This window comes from Streptomyces sp. AA4 (genome assembly GCF_000158875.1).
GTDB lineage: Bacteria > Actinomycetota > Actinomycetes > Mycobacteriales > Pseudonocardiaceae > Amycolatopsis.
The window spans coordinates 3,935,000-3,951,717 of the sequence record NZ_GG657746.1; the positions used below are offsets into that span (position 1 = coordinate 3,935,000).

Genomic DNA, 16,718 nt, shown 5'->3' on the forward strand with positions numbered 1-16,718 from the left:
GTCAAGGCGGGAAAGATGCCTTGACAAGCACCCCCGAACCGCAGGGCGGCTTTGTATCGGGGTTGGGGGAGGGGTGGGTGCCCCCGGGGGTTGGGTGCACTGGCTGCGGTTTTTTCGCGGCTTCGGTGCGTGGGGGGTTTGGGGTTCGCGGCGTGCGGATGGTGCCCCGCAGCGGCGCTGGGTGCACCGGTTGCGGCGGATGACCAGTGCGCGCGGTGCGGGGATCGGCGGCGGGTTCGCGGTGGGCGGGCTAGCGCCCCAATGTGGCATTGGGTGCATGGGACGCACCCAATGTGGCGTTCGGTGCGTCGGACGCAACCAATGTGGCATTGGGGCGCATCCGGCGCGGCGGGGCAGGCGCGGGTGCGGGCGCTGGTCGTGAGGGGGACCCTGAGGGACTCAGAGTCCGTGAAGGTGGCCCTCACGGACTTGGCCGCGGGGGCGAGGGGGGCTAGCTGACGGGTTCCGGGACGGCGTGGAGTTTGCCGTCTGGGCCTGCCAGGCAGGAGGCGTTGCCTTGCTGGCTCGTGAGGAAGTCCGTGAGGCAGTCGGCGATGGCGGCGTGTCCGGCGGCGTTCGGGTGGAACGATTCTTGCAGCGCGTGCGTTGCCCGGTCGACTTGGGTCAGGTCGTTCAGGTGCAGGGTGAGGCGGGTGAACCATTCGGTGGCCAGGTTCGGGCCGCCGGAACAGGCTTCGTGTTTTTCTCCTGCTCGGGCCAGATCCAGGAATCTTGCGCCGGATTGGGTGGCTGCTTGTTTGATTCCCGCGGAGAGGGTGGTGATCCCGGTCGTGGAAATCCACTGCAGGTCGTCGGTGCGGAAGGGGCAGCCGTTGAGGCTTTGCAGACCCGCCGGGATGTCCGGGCCTACTGGGGCGGCGTAGGACTGGAGGACCAGCTGGTAATCGGCGGGGACGTATCCGGCGTCGGCCAGCACTTTTTTGACGTCGCCGACCGCGTTCGCGACCTTCGGGACCATGGCGTCCACTTTGGACTTCCAACTTTGCTTGAGCGCCGTGTTGCAGGACGGCCCGTCGGCGGAGAACCACGCTTTGAAGCATTCGCTGACTTGTGCGGAGAACTTCGGGTCGTCGTTGGCGCCGACGGCGATCACCACCGCGGCTACCCGGTGGTTTTTCACCACGTCGGCCAGTTGTGCGGCTTGGGAGCGTTCGCCCCACTGTTTCGCGACGCCCAGGGCTACTTGGGCGGCGGGGGCTCCGGAGCAAGCCAGGTTGACGCGGGCGGTGACGCCGGGGATCCGGACCTTCTGCACGAACGCCGCCGACGAGCGGTGGCACCAGTCGCCGTTCTTGCCATCCGTATCGGGGCTGTAGGCGCCCGCTCCTTCGCCCGAGACGGTGCTGTCGCCGATCGACACGATGGTCAGCGGGCCGCGGCCGGGCGGGCCTTGGCGCGGGAACGGCTGGCCGGGTCGGCTCTCCGTTCCGAAAAAGACGAAAAAGCCCACCAGAACAGCTACGCAGGCGAGGACCAGCGCCCCCCACCACCACCGGAATCGTCGCATCGCTCGCCAATTCTAGCGAGAAACCCGACCCCGCCGTCAGGGATTGAGGGGGGGCTGGGACGCGGGTCACCGCCGGCAGCTGTCCATTGTGGACTCAGAGGGTCATTCGGACGCCCGGACCGCGGGCTTGCGGTGTGCCCACGGGGCCGCCTTTTCCAGTTGCCCGGCCAGGCGGAACAGCAGGTCTTCGCGGCCGAAGGCGGCGGTGAACTGCATGCCGACGGGGAGCCCTCCGGCTTCGGCCAGCGGGACCGACATCGACGGAACCCCTGAAACGTTCGCGGCCGCGGTGTAGGGGGAGCGGTCCAGGACGCGGTCCAGCCAGCCGAGGCCGTCCAGGCGTTCCGCGCCTTCGCCGTAGACGCCCAGCTTGACCGGCGGGTCGGGCAGGGTCGGGGAGAGGAGCAGGTCGTAGCGGGCGAAGTGCTGGGCGAAGGTTCGGGCGACCTGGTTGCGGATCGCCAGTGCGCGGACGAACTCGTCGGCAGTGACTTGGTGGCCGTAACGGTAGCTGGCGAGGGTGACCGGTTCCAGGGTGGTCTCGTCCACCGGGCGGCCGGTCGCGGCGGCGACGGCGTCGATCCACGGGGCGAGGTTCGCGGCCCACATCCGGGCGTTGCCGAGGACGAACTCTTCCCAGGAGACGCCTAGCGGCAGCGCGGTGTCTTCGACCTCGTGGTCCAGGGATTCCAGCAGCCGGACGGTTTCGGAGAGGGCGGCGGAGACTGGCTCGGTCGGCTGGCGACCGCCCCAGGGCTGGCGCAGGACGGCGATTCGCAGGCGGCCCGGATCCGTCTTGGCCTCGGTGGCGTACGGGCGGTCGGGTCGCGGGGCGAAGTACGGGTCGCCGGGTTCGGGGCCTTCGATGAGGTCCAGCAGGACGGCGCTGTCGCGCACGGTGCGGCTCAGGCTGCCTTGGACGGCCAGGCCGTTGAAGACCTCGTCGGCGCCCGGGCCCTGCGAAACCCGGCCGCGGGTCGGCTTCAGGCCGAACAATCCGTTGTACGACGCGGGAACTCGGATGGAACCCGCGGCATCGGTGGCGTGGGCGACGGGGACCATTCCGGCGGCGACTGCGGCTCCGGAGCCGCCGCTCGAGCCGCCTGCGCTGTGGTCGGTCGACCACGGGTTGCGGGTCGCGCCGTAGAAGTCCGGTTCGGTGGTGGTGCTGTAGGCCATTTCGGGGGTGGCGGTGCGGCCGATCGTCACCAGGCCGGCCCGGCGGAAGCGGCGCATCAGGAACGAGTCGGCCGGGGACACGGCGCCCGCGGCCAAACGGCTGCCCAGTTCGCTGCGTTTGCCTGCCATCGCGACGCCGAGGTCCTTGATCAGGAACGGCACGCCCGCCAGCGGAGCGGAGCCGGGAAAGTCCTCGGCCGGCCAGGTTTCGACCACTGCGTTGAGCTGCGGGTTCACCGCTTCGACTGCTCGCGCGGCGGCGTCGGCGACCTCGGCCGCGCTCACCTCGCCGCGGGCGATCAGGTCCGCCAGGCCGACCGCGTCACAGCTCGCGTATTCGGAGATTTTCACCAGTTCGCCCTTCGGGAGACTCATCAGTATTGGATGATACCGAGTGGTATCACGGGAGACGGTTGTGTACCGTAGCCCGTGACGAACGGCATTGCCAGCCCCGAGGAAGAACCGATGACGAGCACCTCCGCCCGGCGGCCGACGCGGGTCGCGACCTTGCCGCCGCGCGAGCGCATCCTCGACGCGGCCGAGGAGCTGTTCCTCAACGAGGGCGTCGTGCGCGTCGGGGTCCAGGCGATCGCGGACCGCGCCGGGACGACGAAGATGGCGATCTACCGGCACTTCGGCACCAAGGACGCGCTGATCGCGGAATGGCTGCGGATCGTCGTGCACGACTACTCCGCCGCGTTCGACGCGGCCGAGCAGGAGCATCCCGGCGACTACGCGGAGCAGATCCGCGCGGTGGGGCGGTTCATCGTCGACGGGCTGCCCGGCTTCTCCCATCGGGGCTGCCCGTTCACCAACTCGGTCGCCGAGCTGCCCGATCCGGACCATCCCGCGCGACGGCTGATCAGCGAGCACAAGACCCGGCAGTTCGGCAGGCTCCGGGCGATGTGCGAGGGGCTCGGGCTGCCCGACCCGGACCTGGGCGCGGCGGAGCTGACGTTCGCGATGGAGGGCGCGCAGATCGCGGTGCAGAACGGCGGTGTCGAGAACGTCGGCGCGCATCTGACGAGGATCGTCGAGGGCGTGATCAGCCGGGGGAAGCCGAGCTGACGAGAGATCAGTCGAGCGGAGCCGGGCTGAGCGCGGCGCGTTTTCGTTGCAGCAGAAGGCGTTCTGCCTCGTTGGCGACCAGTCGAAGGGCGACGTCGTAAGACTCGGCGGCTTCGGCGGTCCGGCCCAGACGGGCCAGCAGATCGGCCCGGACGGCGTGGAAGAGGTGCCGGTTTCCGAGGTCGAGACCGTCCACAATGGCCAGTGCGGCGGCCGGGCCTTCGACCTCGGCGACCGCGACAGCGCGATTCAAGGCGACGATCGGCGTCGGGGTCAGCGCGAGCAGGTGGTCGTAGAGGGCGAGGATCTGGCCCCAGTCGGTGCCGTCGCTGTGCACGGCGTTGATCGCGGCCTGGATCTGATACGGGCCTGGGCGATTGAGCTGCAGGCACCGGCGGACCAGGTGTTGGCCTTTGGCGATCAGCGTCCAGTCCCAGCGGGTGCGGTCCTGGTCGGGCAGCAGCACGGGGATTCCGTCGGCGTCGAGCCGGGCCGCGCGGCGGGATTCGGTGAGCAGCTGCAGCGCAAGCAGGCCCAGCACTTCGGGTTCGTCGGGCAGCAGCGCGGCCAGGACGCGGGTCAGCCGGATCGCCTCGCTAGCCAGGTCCGGCCGGGTGAGGTCGGCGCCGCTGCTGGCGGTGTGGCCCTCGGTGAAGATCAGGTACAGGACCGCGAGGACAGCGTTGAGCCGGTCGGGGAGGTCGGCGGCGTCGGGCACGCGGTAGGGGATCCGGGCGTCGCGGATTTTGGCTTTGGCGCGCACCAGTCGTTGCGCCAGCGTCGATTCCGGGACGAGGAACGCGTGCGCGATCTCGGCGGTGGTGAGGCCGCCCAGCAGCCGCAGGGTGAGGGCGACCCGGGCGGGAGTGCCGAGGGCGGGGTGGCAGCAGGTGAAGATCAGCCGCAGCCGTTCGTCAGGGACCGCGCCTTCGTCGACGGGTTCGCTCGCCTGCAGGAGCGCGGCTTGCGCGTGGCGGTCGGCGCGGCTGGCCTCGCGGCGGAGGCGGTCGATTCCGCGGTTGCGGGCGGTGGTGACGAGCCAGCCCGCGGGACTGGGCGGGAGGCCTTCGGACCGCCATTTCACCGTGGCGATCGCGCAGGCCTCCTGAACCGCGTCCTCGGCGAGGTCGAGGTCGCCGAAAACCCGCGCCAGCACCGCGACCGCGCGGCCGTGCTCGGCGCGGAAGACGCGCTCGAGCACGGCCGTCGAGATCAACGGAACTCCCGGACTTCCACCGGCAGCGTGGTGATTTCGGAGATCCGGCGCGCCCACTCCGTGGCTGTATCCGAGTCGGGCGCGGTCACGATGGTGAAGCCGCCCAGGTGTTCCTTGCCCTCGGCGAAGGGGCCGTCGGTGTAGAGGACGTCGCCGCCGGAGGCCCGAACTACCTTCGCGGCGGACGCTGGGTGCAGTCCGCCGGAGAAGACCCAGACGCCCTTCGCCTTCATCTCGTCGGTCACCGCATCGAGGCGCGCCGCGATGTCTGCCAGCACCTCGGGCGCCGGGGTTCCGCTGTCAGGCTGGCAGATCCCGAGCAGGTACTGCGGCACGGCCTCCTCCTTCGCTCAACGTTGCCGGGCTGGCCGCACAATCATCTCGCTGACATCGACGTCGGCCGGCTGGTCGAGAGCGTATGCGATGGCGTCGCCGATCGCTTTCGGTTCGATGGCGTCCTTGCGGTAGATTCGCATGAACTCCTGCGTTTCCGGATCGCTGATCGTGTCGGCCAGCTCCGAGGTGACGACGCCGGGGGAGACCGTGGTGACGCGGATCGACGGATCGCATTCCAGCCGCAGGCCCTCGGTGATCGCCCACGCCGCGTATTTCGTGCCGCAGTACACCGCGGCGGTCGGCGTGACCTGGTGTGCGCCGATGGACGCGACGGTGACGAAGTGGCCGCGGCGCTGCCGGGTGAAGTGCGGCAGCGCGGCGGCGATGCCGTGCAGGAGGCCCCGGACGTTGACGTCGATCATCCGGTCCCATTCCTCGACCAGTGCGGCGTCCAGGCGGGACAACGGCATCACGCCCGCGTTCGCGATGAACGCGTCGATCTCGCCGTGGTCGCGGACCGCGCGGTCGACGAACTCGGCGACGTCGGCGCGGTCGGTCACGTCGAGGCGGCGGACTTCGACGCCGTCCGCGCTGGCAGCGAGTTCCGCGAGCCGGTCTTCGCGGCGCGCTCCGGCGACGACGCGCCAGCCGTCCGCGGCGAGGCGGCGGGCGGTGGCTTCGCCGATGCCGCTGCTGGCACCGGTGATCAGGGCGGTCTTGCTCATTCGGCTTCCTTCGGGAAATCGGCGGACAGGGTGACGTCGCGCCAGTCGTCGAACGTCTTGCGGAGGGCGTCGAGGCGGGCGGTGGCGATGTCGTAGGCAGCCCGGCCGAGCAGGAGGCGCAACGGCGGTTCGGCGGAGGTGACGGCGTCGAGGACCGCGGTCGCGGCCCGGTTCGGGTCGCCGGGCTGCTTGCCGTAGGTGGCGAGCGTCGAGGTGCGGCGCGCGCCCGCGGTGTCGGCGTAGTCGTCGATGCGGATCGCGGATTCCCGCATGGACGGTCCCGACCAGTTGGTGCGGAACGCGGCCGGTTCGACGATCGTCACGCCGATGCCGAGCGGCCCGACCTCGGCGGCGAGCGATTCGCTGAAGCCTTCGACGGCGAACTTGGTCGCGTGGTAGTAGCCGGTCGCGCCGAAGGCGGCCAGTCCGCCCAGCGACGAGACCGAGACGACGTGGCCGCTGCGCCGCGCACGCATTCCCGGCAGGACGGCGCGGGTCATCGCCATCAGGCCGAAGACGTTGGCCTCGAACAGCGCGCGGATCTCGGCGTCTTCGCCCTCTTCGGCGGCAGCGAGGTAGCCGTAACCGGCGTTGTTGACGAGCACGTCGATCTGGCCGAAGACGCGGTGTGCTTCGGCGACCGAATCGGTGATCTGCTGCGGGTCGGTCACGTCGAGGGCGACGGCCAGCGCACGTCCGGGATGCGCGGCGACGAGGTCCGCGACGCGTTCGGGATCGCGGGCTGTCACGACCGCGCGCAGGCCGCGCTCGAGGACGGCGGTCGCCAGTGCGCGGCCGAGACCGGTGGAACATCCGGTGATAAACCAGACAGGTGCGTTGTTTTCAGACATGGAGCTACCCCTGAAGGAATTCGTGAATTGCGGAAAAAGCGTCAGCGGCGCGGACGGTCGCCGGCGGCGAGACTGCCGAGCAGCCCCAGCGCGGCCTCCGACGGACTGCCCGGATCCGCTTGGTACACCACGAGCTGCTGGCCGGGAGCGCTGTTCACGGTCATCGATTCGTAGTGCAGGGTGAGCATTCCGACCAGCGGATGCCGGAACCGTTTCGATTCGTGCGTTTTCTGCCGGAGTTCGTGGCGCGCCCACAACCGGCGGAAATCGGCGCTCTTGAGCGACAGTTCGCCGACCGCCTCGATCAGCAGCGGATCGTCCAGATCAGTGCCCGCCGCCGATCGCAGCCCGCCGACGGTGTTGACCGCGACCCGTTCCCAATCCGGGTAGAACTCCCGGGCGTCGGGGTCGAGGAACACCAGCCGCAGCAGGTCGCCGCTGTACTCGTGCCCGGCGAACAGCGCTTCGCCGAGCAGATTCGACGCGAGCACCGTCATGCACCGGCCGAGCACCACGGCGGGCGTCTGCGGCCACGCGTCCATCATCTGCACCAGCCGCGGGCTGACGCGTTCCTTCGCGGGCCGCCGCCGGGGCCGCTTCGGCCGGGCCAGCGAGTGCAGGTGGGCGAGCGCCTCGTCGTCAAGCTGCAACGCCCGGCCGAGCGCTTCGACGACCTGCGCCGACGGCGTGCGCTCCCGGCCCTGCTCGAGCCGCACGTAGTAGTCGGTGCTCACCCCGGCCCGCTGCGCGACCTCCTCCCGGCGCAGGCCGCTGACCCGGCGCCGGGTGTCGGCGAGCAAGTCCGCGTCCTCCGGGACGGCCGTGCCGCGCCGGGCCCGCAGGAACTCGCCGAGGAGGTTGCTGTCGCTCATGCCCCCAGGCTAGATCGCCCGCGGCGGTCGCGGGGCGCGCAAAGGGGGTGTGGTTCTCCCACCCTCGCGGTACCCCGCGGCGCAGTGGTGGCAAGCTTTCCGGCGCGTTCCACTGTGGACAATAGGCCGGAGAGTGCCACGATCCGGACGGGACCACCAGCGACCGGGGGCAGGGATGAGCATCGACTCGTTTTCGGTGAAGGTCAGCGAAAGCTGGTCCTCGGCCACGGATCGATCCGGACGCGGGGGCGCCTCGGCGTCGACCAGTTGACGCGCTCGGCAGCGGCGGGATCGGTGAAGACGAGGACGGATTCGTCGAGGCGGACGAACGAGAGCCGGGGACCGCACTCCTCCAGTTCGCCCGCGACCAGGTGCAGCGGCTGGCCGCCGACGCGCAGATCGACTTCGGCGAGGACGTCTTCTTCAGCGAAGACAACGACGTCCTCGACCGGGCCGGTGGGCAGTTCGCCCAGCGCGCTCCAGCGATAGATGCCGTCCCACCGCTGGCGGTCCTCCAGACGGGGGTCCGGACGGCGATGCGGCCACAGCCCGAACCCGTCGTCGTCTTGGTACGTGCCGACCATCAGTGCGCGGCCGTCGTCCAGATACGCCTGCATGCCCCACAACTGCAGACAGGGCACCGCCGGATCGGTGAACTGGGGGCCGCCGTCCGGGCCGTGCTCCCGCACCGCCATCTCGACCCCGGCCCACGACTCGATGCGCCTGCCGCGCAGCGAGTCGAAATCCTGAGCCCGCTCGATCGTCCACTCGCTGTCCGCCACCGCGGAAGTATGGCAGAAGGTCAGCCCGCGCCGGAAAGATCCGTCGTCTCGGCCAGCCGGGTCACCACGTCCAGCAGTGCGGCCGGGCGCGGGCCGGCAGAGCGCCACACCACTACCGTGTGCGCGGATTCTCCTTCCAGCGGAACGAAAACCACCCCCGTGCGCCGCAGGCTGTGGGCGGATCGGGCCAGTCGCGTGACCCCGACCCCGGCCGCGACCAGACCCAGCAAGCCCTGCACGGTCGCGGTGCGCTGGACGACCTCCGGAGTGAACCCGGCCGCGGCGAAGTCCGCGTCGTACTTGCGGTGCCAGGGGTCCCACGACGCACGCGGTGTCAGCACCCACGGTTCGTCCGCCAGGTCGGACAAGCGCAGGGCAGGCCGGTCGGCCAGCCGGTGGCCGGTGGGCAGGACCGCGCAGACCTCCTCGGTCAGCAGGGTGTGCGTCGCCAGATCGTCGACCAGCGGCGGGCGGGTGAAGCCGGCGTCGAAGCGGCCGTCGCGGACGCCTTCGACCAGCTCCGCGATCGAGACTTCCGCGGTCGTGACGGTCAGCTCCGGCAGGTGCTCCCGTACCGCGCGCATCACCGGCGGCAGCAGGTAGTTCGCCGTGCTGGCAAGGAAAGCCAGCCGAAGGGTGCCGATCTCGCCGCGGACCGCGCGGGCGACCGTCGCCACGGCGGTGTCGGCGCGGGCGAGCACGACGCGGGCTTCCGGCAGGAAGAGTTCGCCGATCGCGGTGAGGCGGGCGCCCCGGGGGTCGCGGGTGAAGAGTTGCGCGCCGAGCTGGCGTTCCAGCACGGTGATCTGCTGCGACAGCGACTGCTGCGCGATGTGCAGAGCCGCGGCCGCGCGCGTGAAGCTCGTCGTCTCGGCGACGGCGACGAAGTAGCGCAGCTGCCGCAGCTCAGGAGTCACAGGCCGAGACTGTAGCCCGCCAGGGAACCGGTGTTGGCGGACCCAGACCGGTGCGCGCCACGATCGGAGGCGGAAGAAACCACTGGAGGGACTGCTCAGATGACCGAGGAAACCGACGGCCGCGTCTGGCTGATCACGGGGTGCTCGAGCGGCTTCGGCCGCGAACTCGCCCAGGCCGCGCTGGCCGCGGGGGACCGGGTCCTCGCGACCGCCCGCGAACCGGAGACGCTCGCCGACCTGGTCTCCGCAGGCGGCGACCGCGTGCGCACGGCCGCGCTGGACGTCACCGACCCGGCGCGGATCGACGCCGCCGTGCGGACCGCGCTGGACGAGTTCGGCCGGATCGACGTGCTGGTCAACAACGCCGGACACGGGTCGGTCGGCGCGGTCGAGGAACTGGAGATGGCCGACCTGCGCGCGGTGCTGGAGGTGATGTTCTTCGGCGCGGTCGCGATGACGAAGGCCGTCGTCCCGCTGCTGCGCGAACAGGGGAGCGGCACGATCGTGCAGATGAGTTCGATGGGCGGGCTCCTCGCCCCGCCCGCGTTCGGGGCCTACTGCGCGGCGAAATACGCGCTGGAAGGGCTGTCCGAGGCGCTCGCGGCGGAGGTCGCGCCACTCGGGGTCAAGGTGCTGATCGTGGAGCCGGGCGCGTTCCGGACATCGTTCGGCGGCGCGGCCATGCACCGTTCCCGGACCCTCGCCGCCTACGCCGAATCGACCGCGGCCACCCGCGCCGCGATCGAGGGGATGGACGGGACCCAGCCCGGCGACCCGGCGAAAGCGGCGGCGGCGATCCTGCGGGCGGTGGACGCGCCGGACGCACCCCTGCGGCTCGCGCTCGGCGGCGACGCGGTGGACGCGATCCGCGGCAAACTCGCCGCGCTGACGAAGGACCTCGACTCCTGGGAGACCGTCAGCCGGGCCACCGCGCTGGACTGAAGCGCGCCTGCCCGGGTTCCGGTCCGTGAAGGGCTCCTTGAGGGAATCAGATTCCCTCAAGGAGCCCTTCACGGACGTGGATTCTCGGCAGCGGCGTGGATCACGGATAATTCGGGACGTTGACCGGCTTGGTGCCGTCCGGGGTCACGTCGCCCGTGTCGTTCACGACGTGCGTGATCGTGCCGCGATGGTTCAGCGACACGGTCAGCAGGCTGTGCAGCTTCACCCCGCCGTTCTGCGGCACCTCGAACGCGTGATAGCTCGAAACCGCCGGGTTGGTGTCGAAGAAGCAGTAGCTGCCCAGCCCCCACGCCTCGTGCGACTTCACGTCCGGACCGACCTTGTACGCGGCGTACCCGGCGGTGCCGGGCGCGGAATTCCACGAGGCCTGATCCGGGACGTCGTAAGGCATTTCGTTCTGGAAGAAGACCGTCTTCCCGTTCTGCCCGTTCCACACGACCTGGAACTTCTGGTAATGCTCCACGAACAACCCGGTCGCGGTCACGTTGTCGCCGTTGACGAGCACGCCGGTGTCGGCGGTGTTCGTGGTCCAGCCGACCGTCCCGGCGTTGCCGTGGTCGGCGCGCCACGCCCAGACGTGGTCGACGATCGTGTCGTCGCTGTTCACGACCAGGCTGTTGGTGGCCTTGCCCGCCAGATCGCCGCCGACGCGGAAGAACACGTCCTGCAGCGACGTCGGATTCGCCGCGTGGCTCGTGTGCTTCCCGGCTTCGCCGACGGTCAGCAGGGACTGCGAATTCTGGGTGCCCGCGTCGAACAGCAGGCCCTTCACTCGCACACCGTCCACATCGGACACGTGCATCGCGTCGACGCCGTTGTCCGGGATGAGCGTCGGATAGCCGATGCCGAGCACCGTCGTGCCTGGTCGGGTGACGTTCAGCGTCTGGTCGAGGTGGTAGGTGCCGGGGGTGAAGAACAGATCGCAGCCGGAGTCGAGGGAGCTGTTGATGCTCTCCGCGGTGTCGCCGGGCTTCACGACGCGGAACTGGCTCATCGGGACGGAATCGCCGGGCGTGCCGCCGTTGGCCCAGCTCGGCCCGGACGCGTTCGTGCGCAGCGACGGCAGGAAGACGCGGTAGTCGCCGCCCTCGTCCACGTACAGGTACGGCACGTCGCGCGACACCGGCGTGGTGGCGAGGGTCGTTTCCGGCGGATTCGGGAACGAGGTGGCCGGCGCGCCGGAGGTCCCGGAGAAGACCATGTTCCAGACGCCGCCGTCCCAGCTGCCCAGCGCCGAATCCCGCGTGTACCACTGCTGCTGCGAAACCGACGCGGCCTGGCCGGACACGCGGGTGTCGGCGACGTACCCGCCGCTCGCGTAGCCGTAGCTGGCCGGGAACAGCTGCAGCCCTCCCTTGATGTCCATCCGGCGGAACGGCGCGGCCTGCGACACCGCCCACCGGTCGCTGCCGCTGGAAGGCGTGACGGCCAGGTTCTCCGCCGAACGCCAAAAGTTCTGCAGCGCGGAGCCCTGGTCGGACTCGTTGAAGGCGTCCACGGTGATGTCGCCGTTGATCTGGATGTCGTCCGGATTCCGGCCGAGACCGGCGACCGACGTGTAGAAGCCGACGTTGTCGTGCACCGCGTAAGTACCGGGCTTGAACAGGTGCGCGACGCGGCCCGAGCCGAACTGCGCGGTCTGGGTGTCCTTCTGCGCCTCGAAGTCCTTGTCGAGCTGAGCCTGGATCGTCGCGGAGGGCATTCCCGGGTCGAAAATGTGCACGTTCGGCCCGAAGTCCGGCTGATCGGACTGGCCGGTGCAGTCCGCCTGCGCGGACGCTGGGGCCGCGGCAGCCGGAACGGCCAGTCCGGCCGCGGCGAGCAGCGTGAGTGCGAGCAGGGCAGGTCCGCGGGGTCGATGAGTCCGGTTCACGTGGGGACACCTCCGCCGGTAGGGAATTTGCCAACCAGTTTGTGGTCGGCCACAACAAATTAAACGCCCAGCTCGCCGCCGCCGGTCACAACTCGGTCACGGTTGTCTGGACCACTGGCGCGAATTCCGGCTATCGGAATCTCGTTCACGTCCGGGTGACGCAGCCAGCCCCGCGCCGCGTTGTGCCCCAAGATGACCTTGGACCTGCTGCCGTGAAGATCGGAGTCTCGGTGACCCGGACAGCGACGGACAAACCCCGGCGGCTCGCTTTCGCCGCCGCGGTGTCGGTTTTGGCGATGGCGGGCGGGCTCGCGACCGCCGGACCGGCCGCCGCCGCGGACTACTCGAAGGCCGGCGAAAACGTTGCCGGTTCACAAATTCTGCGGCACGAGGGCGTGCGGAGCGGAACGCCGCGATTCGACCCGGCGGCCGGGCAGACCCTCGGTCACGACGTGAGCGGACACCAGGGAGCGGTCGACTGGGGCCAGGCCGCCGGCGCGGGCGCCCGGTTCGCCTACGTCAAGGCGACCGAGGGCACCGGATTCGTGAGCCCGCAGTTCGACCAGCAATACAACGGCGCGCACGACGCCGGCCTGATCCGCGGCGCGTACCACTTCGCCCGCCCGGACGTCTCCAGCGGCGCACAGCAAGCCGACTACTTCATCGCCCACGGCGGCGCGTGGCGCGGCGACGGCACGACGCTGCCGGGCGCGCTGGACATCGAATACAACCCGTACGGCGACGCCTGCTACGGCAAAAGCCAGGCCGACATGACCGCGTGGATCGCCGACTTCACCCACCGGTACCTGGCGAAACAGCGGCGCAGCGCGATCATCTACACCTCGACGTCGTGGTGGAAGCTCTGCACCGGCAACGCGGGCGGCTTCGGCGACACCAACCCGCTGTGGCTCGCCCGGTACGCCCCGGAGATCGGCGAACTGCCCGCGGGGTGGGACAAGCAGAGCATCTGGCAGTTCTCGCGCACCGGGAGCCTGCCCGGCGACCAGAACTACTACAACGGCCCGATGAACCGCGTCGAGGCGCTCGCCCGGGGAGGCGGTTCGTCGGCGTGATCGCCTGAAAAGCCGTACCGGGAGGGGCCCGGGCGTAGTTGGATCGCCGGGTGACTTTCGCGATCGGACTCTTCGACCTCTTCGCCTACGCCATCCCCGGTGCCCTGCACCTGGCGGTCCTGGCCTATCTCGCCGGACGGCTGCACTGGATCGACCTCGCAGCCGTCGCCCGCGGGCCGGGTGTGGTCGTCGTGATCGGGATCGTGGTGGCCAGCTACCTGCTGGGATACCTGGCGTACCCGATGGGCGCGCGGGTGTCGAGGTGGCTGCCGCGGCGGCGGAAGCGCGACGCGCGGGAGGAGTTCCTGCGCCGGAACCCCGCCGCGCGCGGGTGCGCGTTCGTCGAGGCGGACTCGTTCCTGCTGCTTTCGGCGCTGCAACTGCACGACGCCGACGGGGCGATGGAGGCGACCCGCCTGCGCACCGCCGGGCTGATGCTGCGCAATTCCAGCCCGGCGATGGCGTTCGGGTTCGTGGCGTCGGTGGTCGAGTTGATCGTCGGGCCGCATCCGGTGTTCGCGGCGTGCGCTGTCGTCCTGTTCGGGGTGGCCTGCCCGGCTTTGGTCGCGCAGGGCCGGTTGATGTCGCACTGGGCGAGCGTGAAGACGCTGGAACTCAGTTTCTGGGTGCCGGAGGTGGAGGAGACGTTGGCGGCTCGGCAGAAGACGGAGTGAGCGGAGCCGCGAGGCGTTACGCCAAGGCGAATCGCCAGAGTGCCCAGGATTCCCGACCGCGAGCCGGAACCGCGGTCGGGAACTCCGAAATGGACGGTCTCAGCGCCCCCGGAACCGAGCCGCCAATGCCGCGATCGGGGACTTCCGGCCCCGCAGCGGAACCGCGCCGGAGGTGATGTCCGCCAGCAGCGTCGCGACCGTTTCCCGGGCGCACGTGCGGTTCGCGCCGATTCCGCCCGACGGGCCGCGCTTGATCCAGCCCACCACGTACGCACCAGTGCGGCCGGAGACCCGCCCTGCGGAGTTCGGGATCGTCCCGGTGGCGTCGTCAAAAGGAAGACCGGGCACCGCGCGGCCCCGGTAGCCGACGGCGCGCACTACCTGACCGGCCGCGATCTCGACCGGTCCGGAAGGGCCGTCGACGCGCAGTCCGCGTACCTGCCGGTCGCCGGTGATCTCCACCGGGGCCGAGTGGAAGCGCAGCACGATCCGGCGGGGGCCGTCCGCGGGCGGGGCGGTCCAGTCGATCGTCTCGCGGTCCACCTCCCGCAGCAGCGCGGCTTTTCCGGTGCCCGCATCGATCGCGGCGGCGGTGCGCGGGTCTTCGGTGTCGACGACTAGCGGCACGGAAGACCGCTGTGCCAGGGCGATCAGCTCGGGCGAGGTGTAAGCGGCGTCTTCCGGGCCGCGCCGGGCGAGCAGCACTACCTCGCGGACCTTGCTGGAGCGCAACCGTTCCAGCGCGTGCGGGGCGATGGTCGTGCCGTCGAGGTCGTCCGGGTCGGCGGTGAGGATCCGGGCGACGTCCAGGGCGACGTTGCCGGTGCCGATCAGCACGACGCGCTCCGCGGAGAGGTCGACCGCGTCGGCGGGGACGTCCGGGTGGCCGTTGTACCAGGCGACGACCGTCGTCGCGGCGAGGCTGCCGGGCAGGTCTTCGCCGGACAGGCCGAGGGTGCGCGCGGACGAAGCGCCGACCGCGTAGATGACCGCGTCGTGGCGTTCGGCCAGTTCGTCCACCGTCACGTGGCGGCCGACCTCGACGCCGAGCTTCAGCTTCAGCCGCGGGTGGTTGTGGAAGCGCGAGAACGCCTCGCCGATCCGCTTGGTGTCCGGGTGGTCCGGGGCGACGCCGAAGCGCACGAGGCCGCCCGCGACCGGCAAGCGGTCGATCAGCGTGACGCGCGCGTTGGTGTGCAGCAACAGGTCTTCCACCGCGTACATCCCGGCCGGGCCGGTGCCGACGACGGCCACGTCCGCCGGCTCCAGGTCGCTCGGGATGTCCCGGTCGAATGTCGGCGGACCCCAGCGGTGGAAGTTCGGCGCGGGGTTCGCGGCGACCGCGGGACGGTCGGCGAAGAAGTCCGCGTTGATCCCCGCGTACACCTTCATCGAGTCGGTCAGCAGATCCACCGGGAAGATCGCGTCGACCGGGCACGCGTCGGCGCACGCGCCGCAGTCGATGCAGGACGCCGGGTCGACGTAGAGCATCTCGGTGGTGCCGAAGTCCGGCTCGTCCGGCGTCGGGTGGATGCAGTTGACCGGGCAGACCGACACGCACGTCGCGTCGTTGCAACAGGTCTGGGTGATCGCGAAGGCCATGTCAGATCAGATTCGCCCGCTTGTAGAACACCAGCGCCGGCTTCGTGAGCAGCCCGCACGAACCGAGGAACTCCATCAGCCCGGCACAGCTCGACCGCATCATCGACTTGTGGTGCTCGTTGGCCTTCGCCTCGCGCAGCGCGCGCTCGGCGTCCAGCCCGGCGTTCTTGTACACGTCCCGGTTCACCATGCTGCTGACGATGAAGTACGACGCGATCGCGATGACCAGCGCGTTGAACTGGCGGCGCACGGCCCCCGCGCCCTCCAGCTGCTGGCGCGTCTCCTCGCGGGCGAACTTCATGTGCCGCGACTCTTCGACGACGTGGATGTTGTTGATCGTGCGCACGAACGGGACCACGCGCTCGTCGCGCATCCAGTCGCGCTGCATCACGTCGAGCACCTCTTCGGCGACCAGGATCGCCGCGTACGCCGCTTCGCCGCCGGCGACCGCCTTGAAGACGCGGCCCAGTTCGACGGCGAGCCGGCGCGGCCGGTACGGGGGAGCGCCGAGCTTCTGCGCGCCGCGGGCGAACATGATCGAGTGGCGGCATTCGTCGGCGATCTCGGTGAGCGCCCACTGGAACGCCGGGTCGGTCGGGTCCTTGGCGTAGAAATCGCGCAGCACCATCTGCTGCAGGATCATCTCGAACCAGATCCCGGTGCTCGCGACCGACGCCGCCTCCTGGCGCGTCAGCTCCTTCTGCTGCTCCGGGGTCATCTCGGCCCAGTAGCTCGTGCCGTAGAGCGTGCTCCACTCCGGGCTGGCCCCGTGGAAATCCTTGTCCAGCGGGGTGTCCCAGTCGACCTCGGTGGCCGGGTCGTAGGACAGGGTCGCGGAGGAGTCGAGCAGCCGCTGCGCGGTCTCGTGCCGGCCGGACGGGGCTGCTTCCGGTGCTCGTTGCACGTCTGCGCTGGTCATTCGGTCCTCCCTGAGCGACACTGGTTAGGCGTTACCGCGATTCACTGTTACCTAAGGTAACACCTATCTGGCCGTATCGCGAGAGGCACCGGCGAACCGCGTGTCGTCCGTTCGGGAAGTCAGGCCCGGAAGGGGCCGCT

16 protein-coding genes are annotated in these 16,718 nt (G+C 70.2%); 4 read left to right on the forward strand and 12 right to left on the reverse strand.

The window, feature by feature from the left end:
* Positions 1–451: 451 nt before the first annotated feature.
* The gene (locus tag SSMG_RS18135; RefSeq protein WP_009078213.1) at positions 452–1,528 is read right to left on the reverse strand and encodes a GDSL-type esterase/lipase family protein; all 1,077 of its coding nucleotides are present in this window, start codon (positions 1,526–1,528) and stop codon (positions 452–454) included.
* 102 nt (positions 1,529–1,630) lie between these two features.
* Positions 1,631–3,058: an amidase gene (locus SSMG_RS18140; RefSeq protein WP_037717450.1), complete on the reverse strand. Its 1,428-nt coding sequence runs from the start codon at positions 3,056–3,058 to the stop codon at positions 1,631–1,633.
* Positions 3,059–3,172: 114 nt separating this feature from the next.
* On the opposite strand from SSMG_RS18140, the gene SSMG_RS18145 reads away from it, so the two are divergent.
* Positions 3,173–3,775, forward strand: a complete 603-nt coding sequence (locus SSMG_RS18145; protein ID WP_037714077.1) for a TetR/AcrR family transcriptional regulator — start codon at positions 3,173–3,175, stop codon at positions 3,773–3,775.
* Positions 3,776–3,782: 7 nt separating this feature from the next.
* On the opposite strand, the gene SSMG_RS18150 is transcribed toward SSMG_RS18145, so the two are convergent.
* The 7 genes from SSMG_RS18150 to SSMG_RS18180 form a co-directional block, all read right to left on the reverse strand.
* Positions 3,783–4,991, reverse strand: a complete 1,209-nt coding sequence (locus tag SSMG_RS18150) for an RNA polymerase sigma factor (RefSeq protein ID WP_009078220.1) — start codon at positions 4,989–4,991, stop codon at positions 3,783–3,785.
* Positions 4,988–5,326, reverse strand: a complete 339-nt coding sequence (locus SSMG_RS18155; RefSeq protein ID WP_009078221.1) for a YciI family protein — start codon at positions 5,324–5,326, stop codon at positions 4,988–4,990. Before SSMG_RS18155 ends, SSMG_RS18150 begins: the two co-directional genes overlap by 4 nt.
* 15 nt (positions 5,327–5,341) lie before the next feature.
* The gene (locus SSMG_RS18160; RefSeq protein WP_009078223.1) at positions 5,342–6,052 is read right to left on the reverse strand and encodes an SDR family oxidoreductase; all 711 of its coding nucleotides are present in this window, start codon (positions 6,050–6,052) and stop codon (positions 5,342–5,344) included.
* Positions 6,049–6,903 (reverse strand): oxidoreductase, encoded by an 855-nt coding sequence (locus SSMG_RS18165; protein ID WP_009078225.1) that lies wholly within the window; start codon positions 6,901–6,903, stop codon positions 6,049–6,051. The genes SSMG_RS18160 and SSMG_RS18165 overlap by 4 nt, the downstream gene beginning before the upstream one ends.
* 41 nt (positions 6,904–6,944) lie before the next feature.
* Positions 6,945–7,775, reverse strand: a complete 831-nt coding sequence (locus SSMG_RS18170; protein ID WP_009078226.1) for a helix-turn-helix transcriptional regulator — start codon at positions 7,773–7,775, stop codon at positions 6,945–6,947.
* A 203-nt stretch (positions 7,776–7,978) separates the two neighbouring features.
* Positions 7,979–8,557 carry a hypothetical protein gene (locus SSMG_RS18175; RefSeq protein ID WP_050788216.1) on the reverse strand — a complete coding sequence of 193 codons (579 nt, stop codon included), beginning with the start codon at positions 8,555–8,557 and terminating at the stop codon, positions 7,979–7,981.
* A gap of 20 nt (positions 8,558–8,577) precedes the next feature.
* Entirely contained in the window at positions 8,578–9,474 is an 897-nt protein-coding gene (locus SSMG_RS18180) for a LysR family transcriptional regulator (RefSeq protein ID WP_009078230.1), read from the reverse strand.
* Positions 9,475–9,573: 99 nt separating this feature from the next.
* On the opposite strand from SSMG_RS18180, the gene SSMG_RS18185 reads away from it, so the two are divergent.
* Positions 9,574–10,416: an oxidoreductase gene (locus SSMG_RS18185; protein ID WP_037714079.1), complete on the forward strand. Its 843-nt coding sequence runs from the start codon at positions 9,574–9,576 to the stop codon at positions 10,414–10,416.
* Positions 10,417–10,516: 100 nt separating this feature from the next.
* Here the strand turns inward: SSMG_RS18185 and SSMG_RS18190 are convergent, their stop codons facing one another.
* A complete protein-coding gene (locus SSMG_RS18190; RefSeq protein WP_009078234.1) occupies positions 10,517–12,310 on the reverse strand; it encodes a hypothetical protein in 1,794 nt (597 codons plus the stop codon).
* 230 nt (positions 12,311–12,540) lie between these two features.
* Here SSMG_RS18190 and SSMG_RS18195 point away from each other — a divergent pair, with 230 nt between their 5' ends.
* Both SSMG_RS18195 and SSMG_RS18200 read left to right on the forward strand, forming a co-directional pair.
* On the forward strand, positions 12,541–13,383 hold the full coding sequence (locus tag SSMG_RS18195) for a lysozyme (RefSeq protein ID WP_009078236.1): 843 nt from the start codon (positions 12,541–12,543) through the stop codon (positions 13,381–13,383).
* A 50-nt stretch (positions 13,384–13,433) separates the two neighbouring features.
* Positions 13,434–14,057, forward strand: a complete 624-nt coding sequence (locus SSMG_RS18200) for a hypothetical protein (protein WP_037714082.1) — start codon at positions 13,434–13,436, stop codon at positions 14,055–14,057.
* A 99-nt stretch (positions 14,058–14,156) separates the two neighbouring features.
* Here the strand turns inward: SSMG_RS18200 and SSMG_RS18205 are convergent, their stop codons facing one another.
* Positions 14,157–15,659, reverse strand: a complete 1,503-nt coding sequence (locus SSMG_RS18205; protein ID WP_009078243.1) for an FAD-dependent oxidoreductase — start codon at positions 15,657–15,659, stop codon at positions 14,157–14,159.
* Position 15,660: 1 nt separating this feature from the next.
* Positions 15,661–16,578 (reverse strand): diiron oxygenase, encoded by a 918-nt coding sequence (locus SSMG_RS18210; RefSeq protein ID WP_009078246.1) that lies wholly within the window; start codon positions 16,576–16,578, stop codon positions 15,661–15,663.
* Positions 16,579–16,718: the final 140 nt, after the last annotated feature.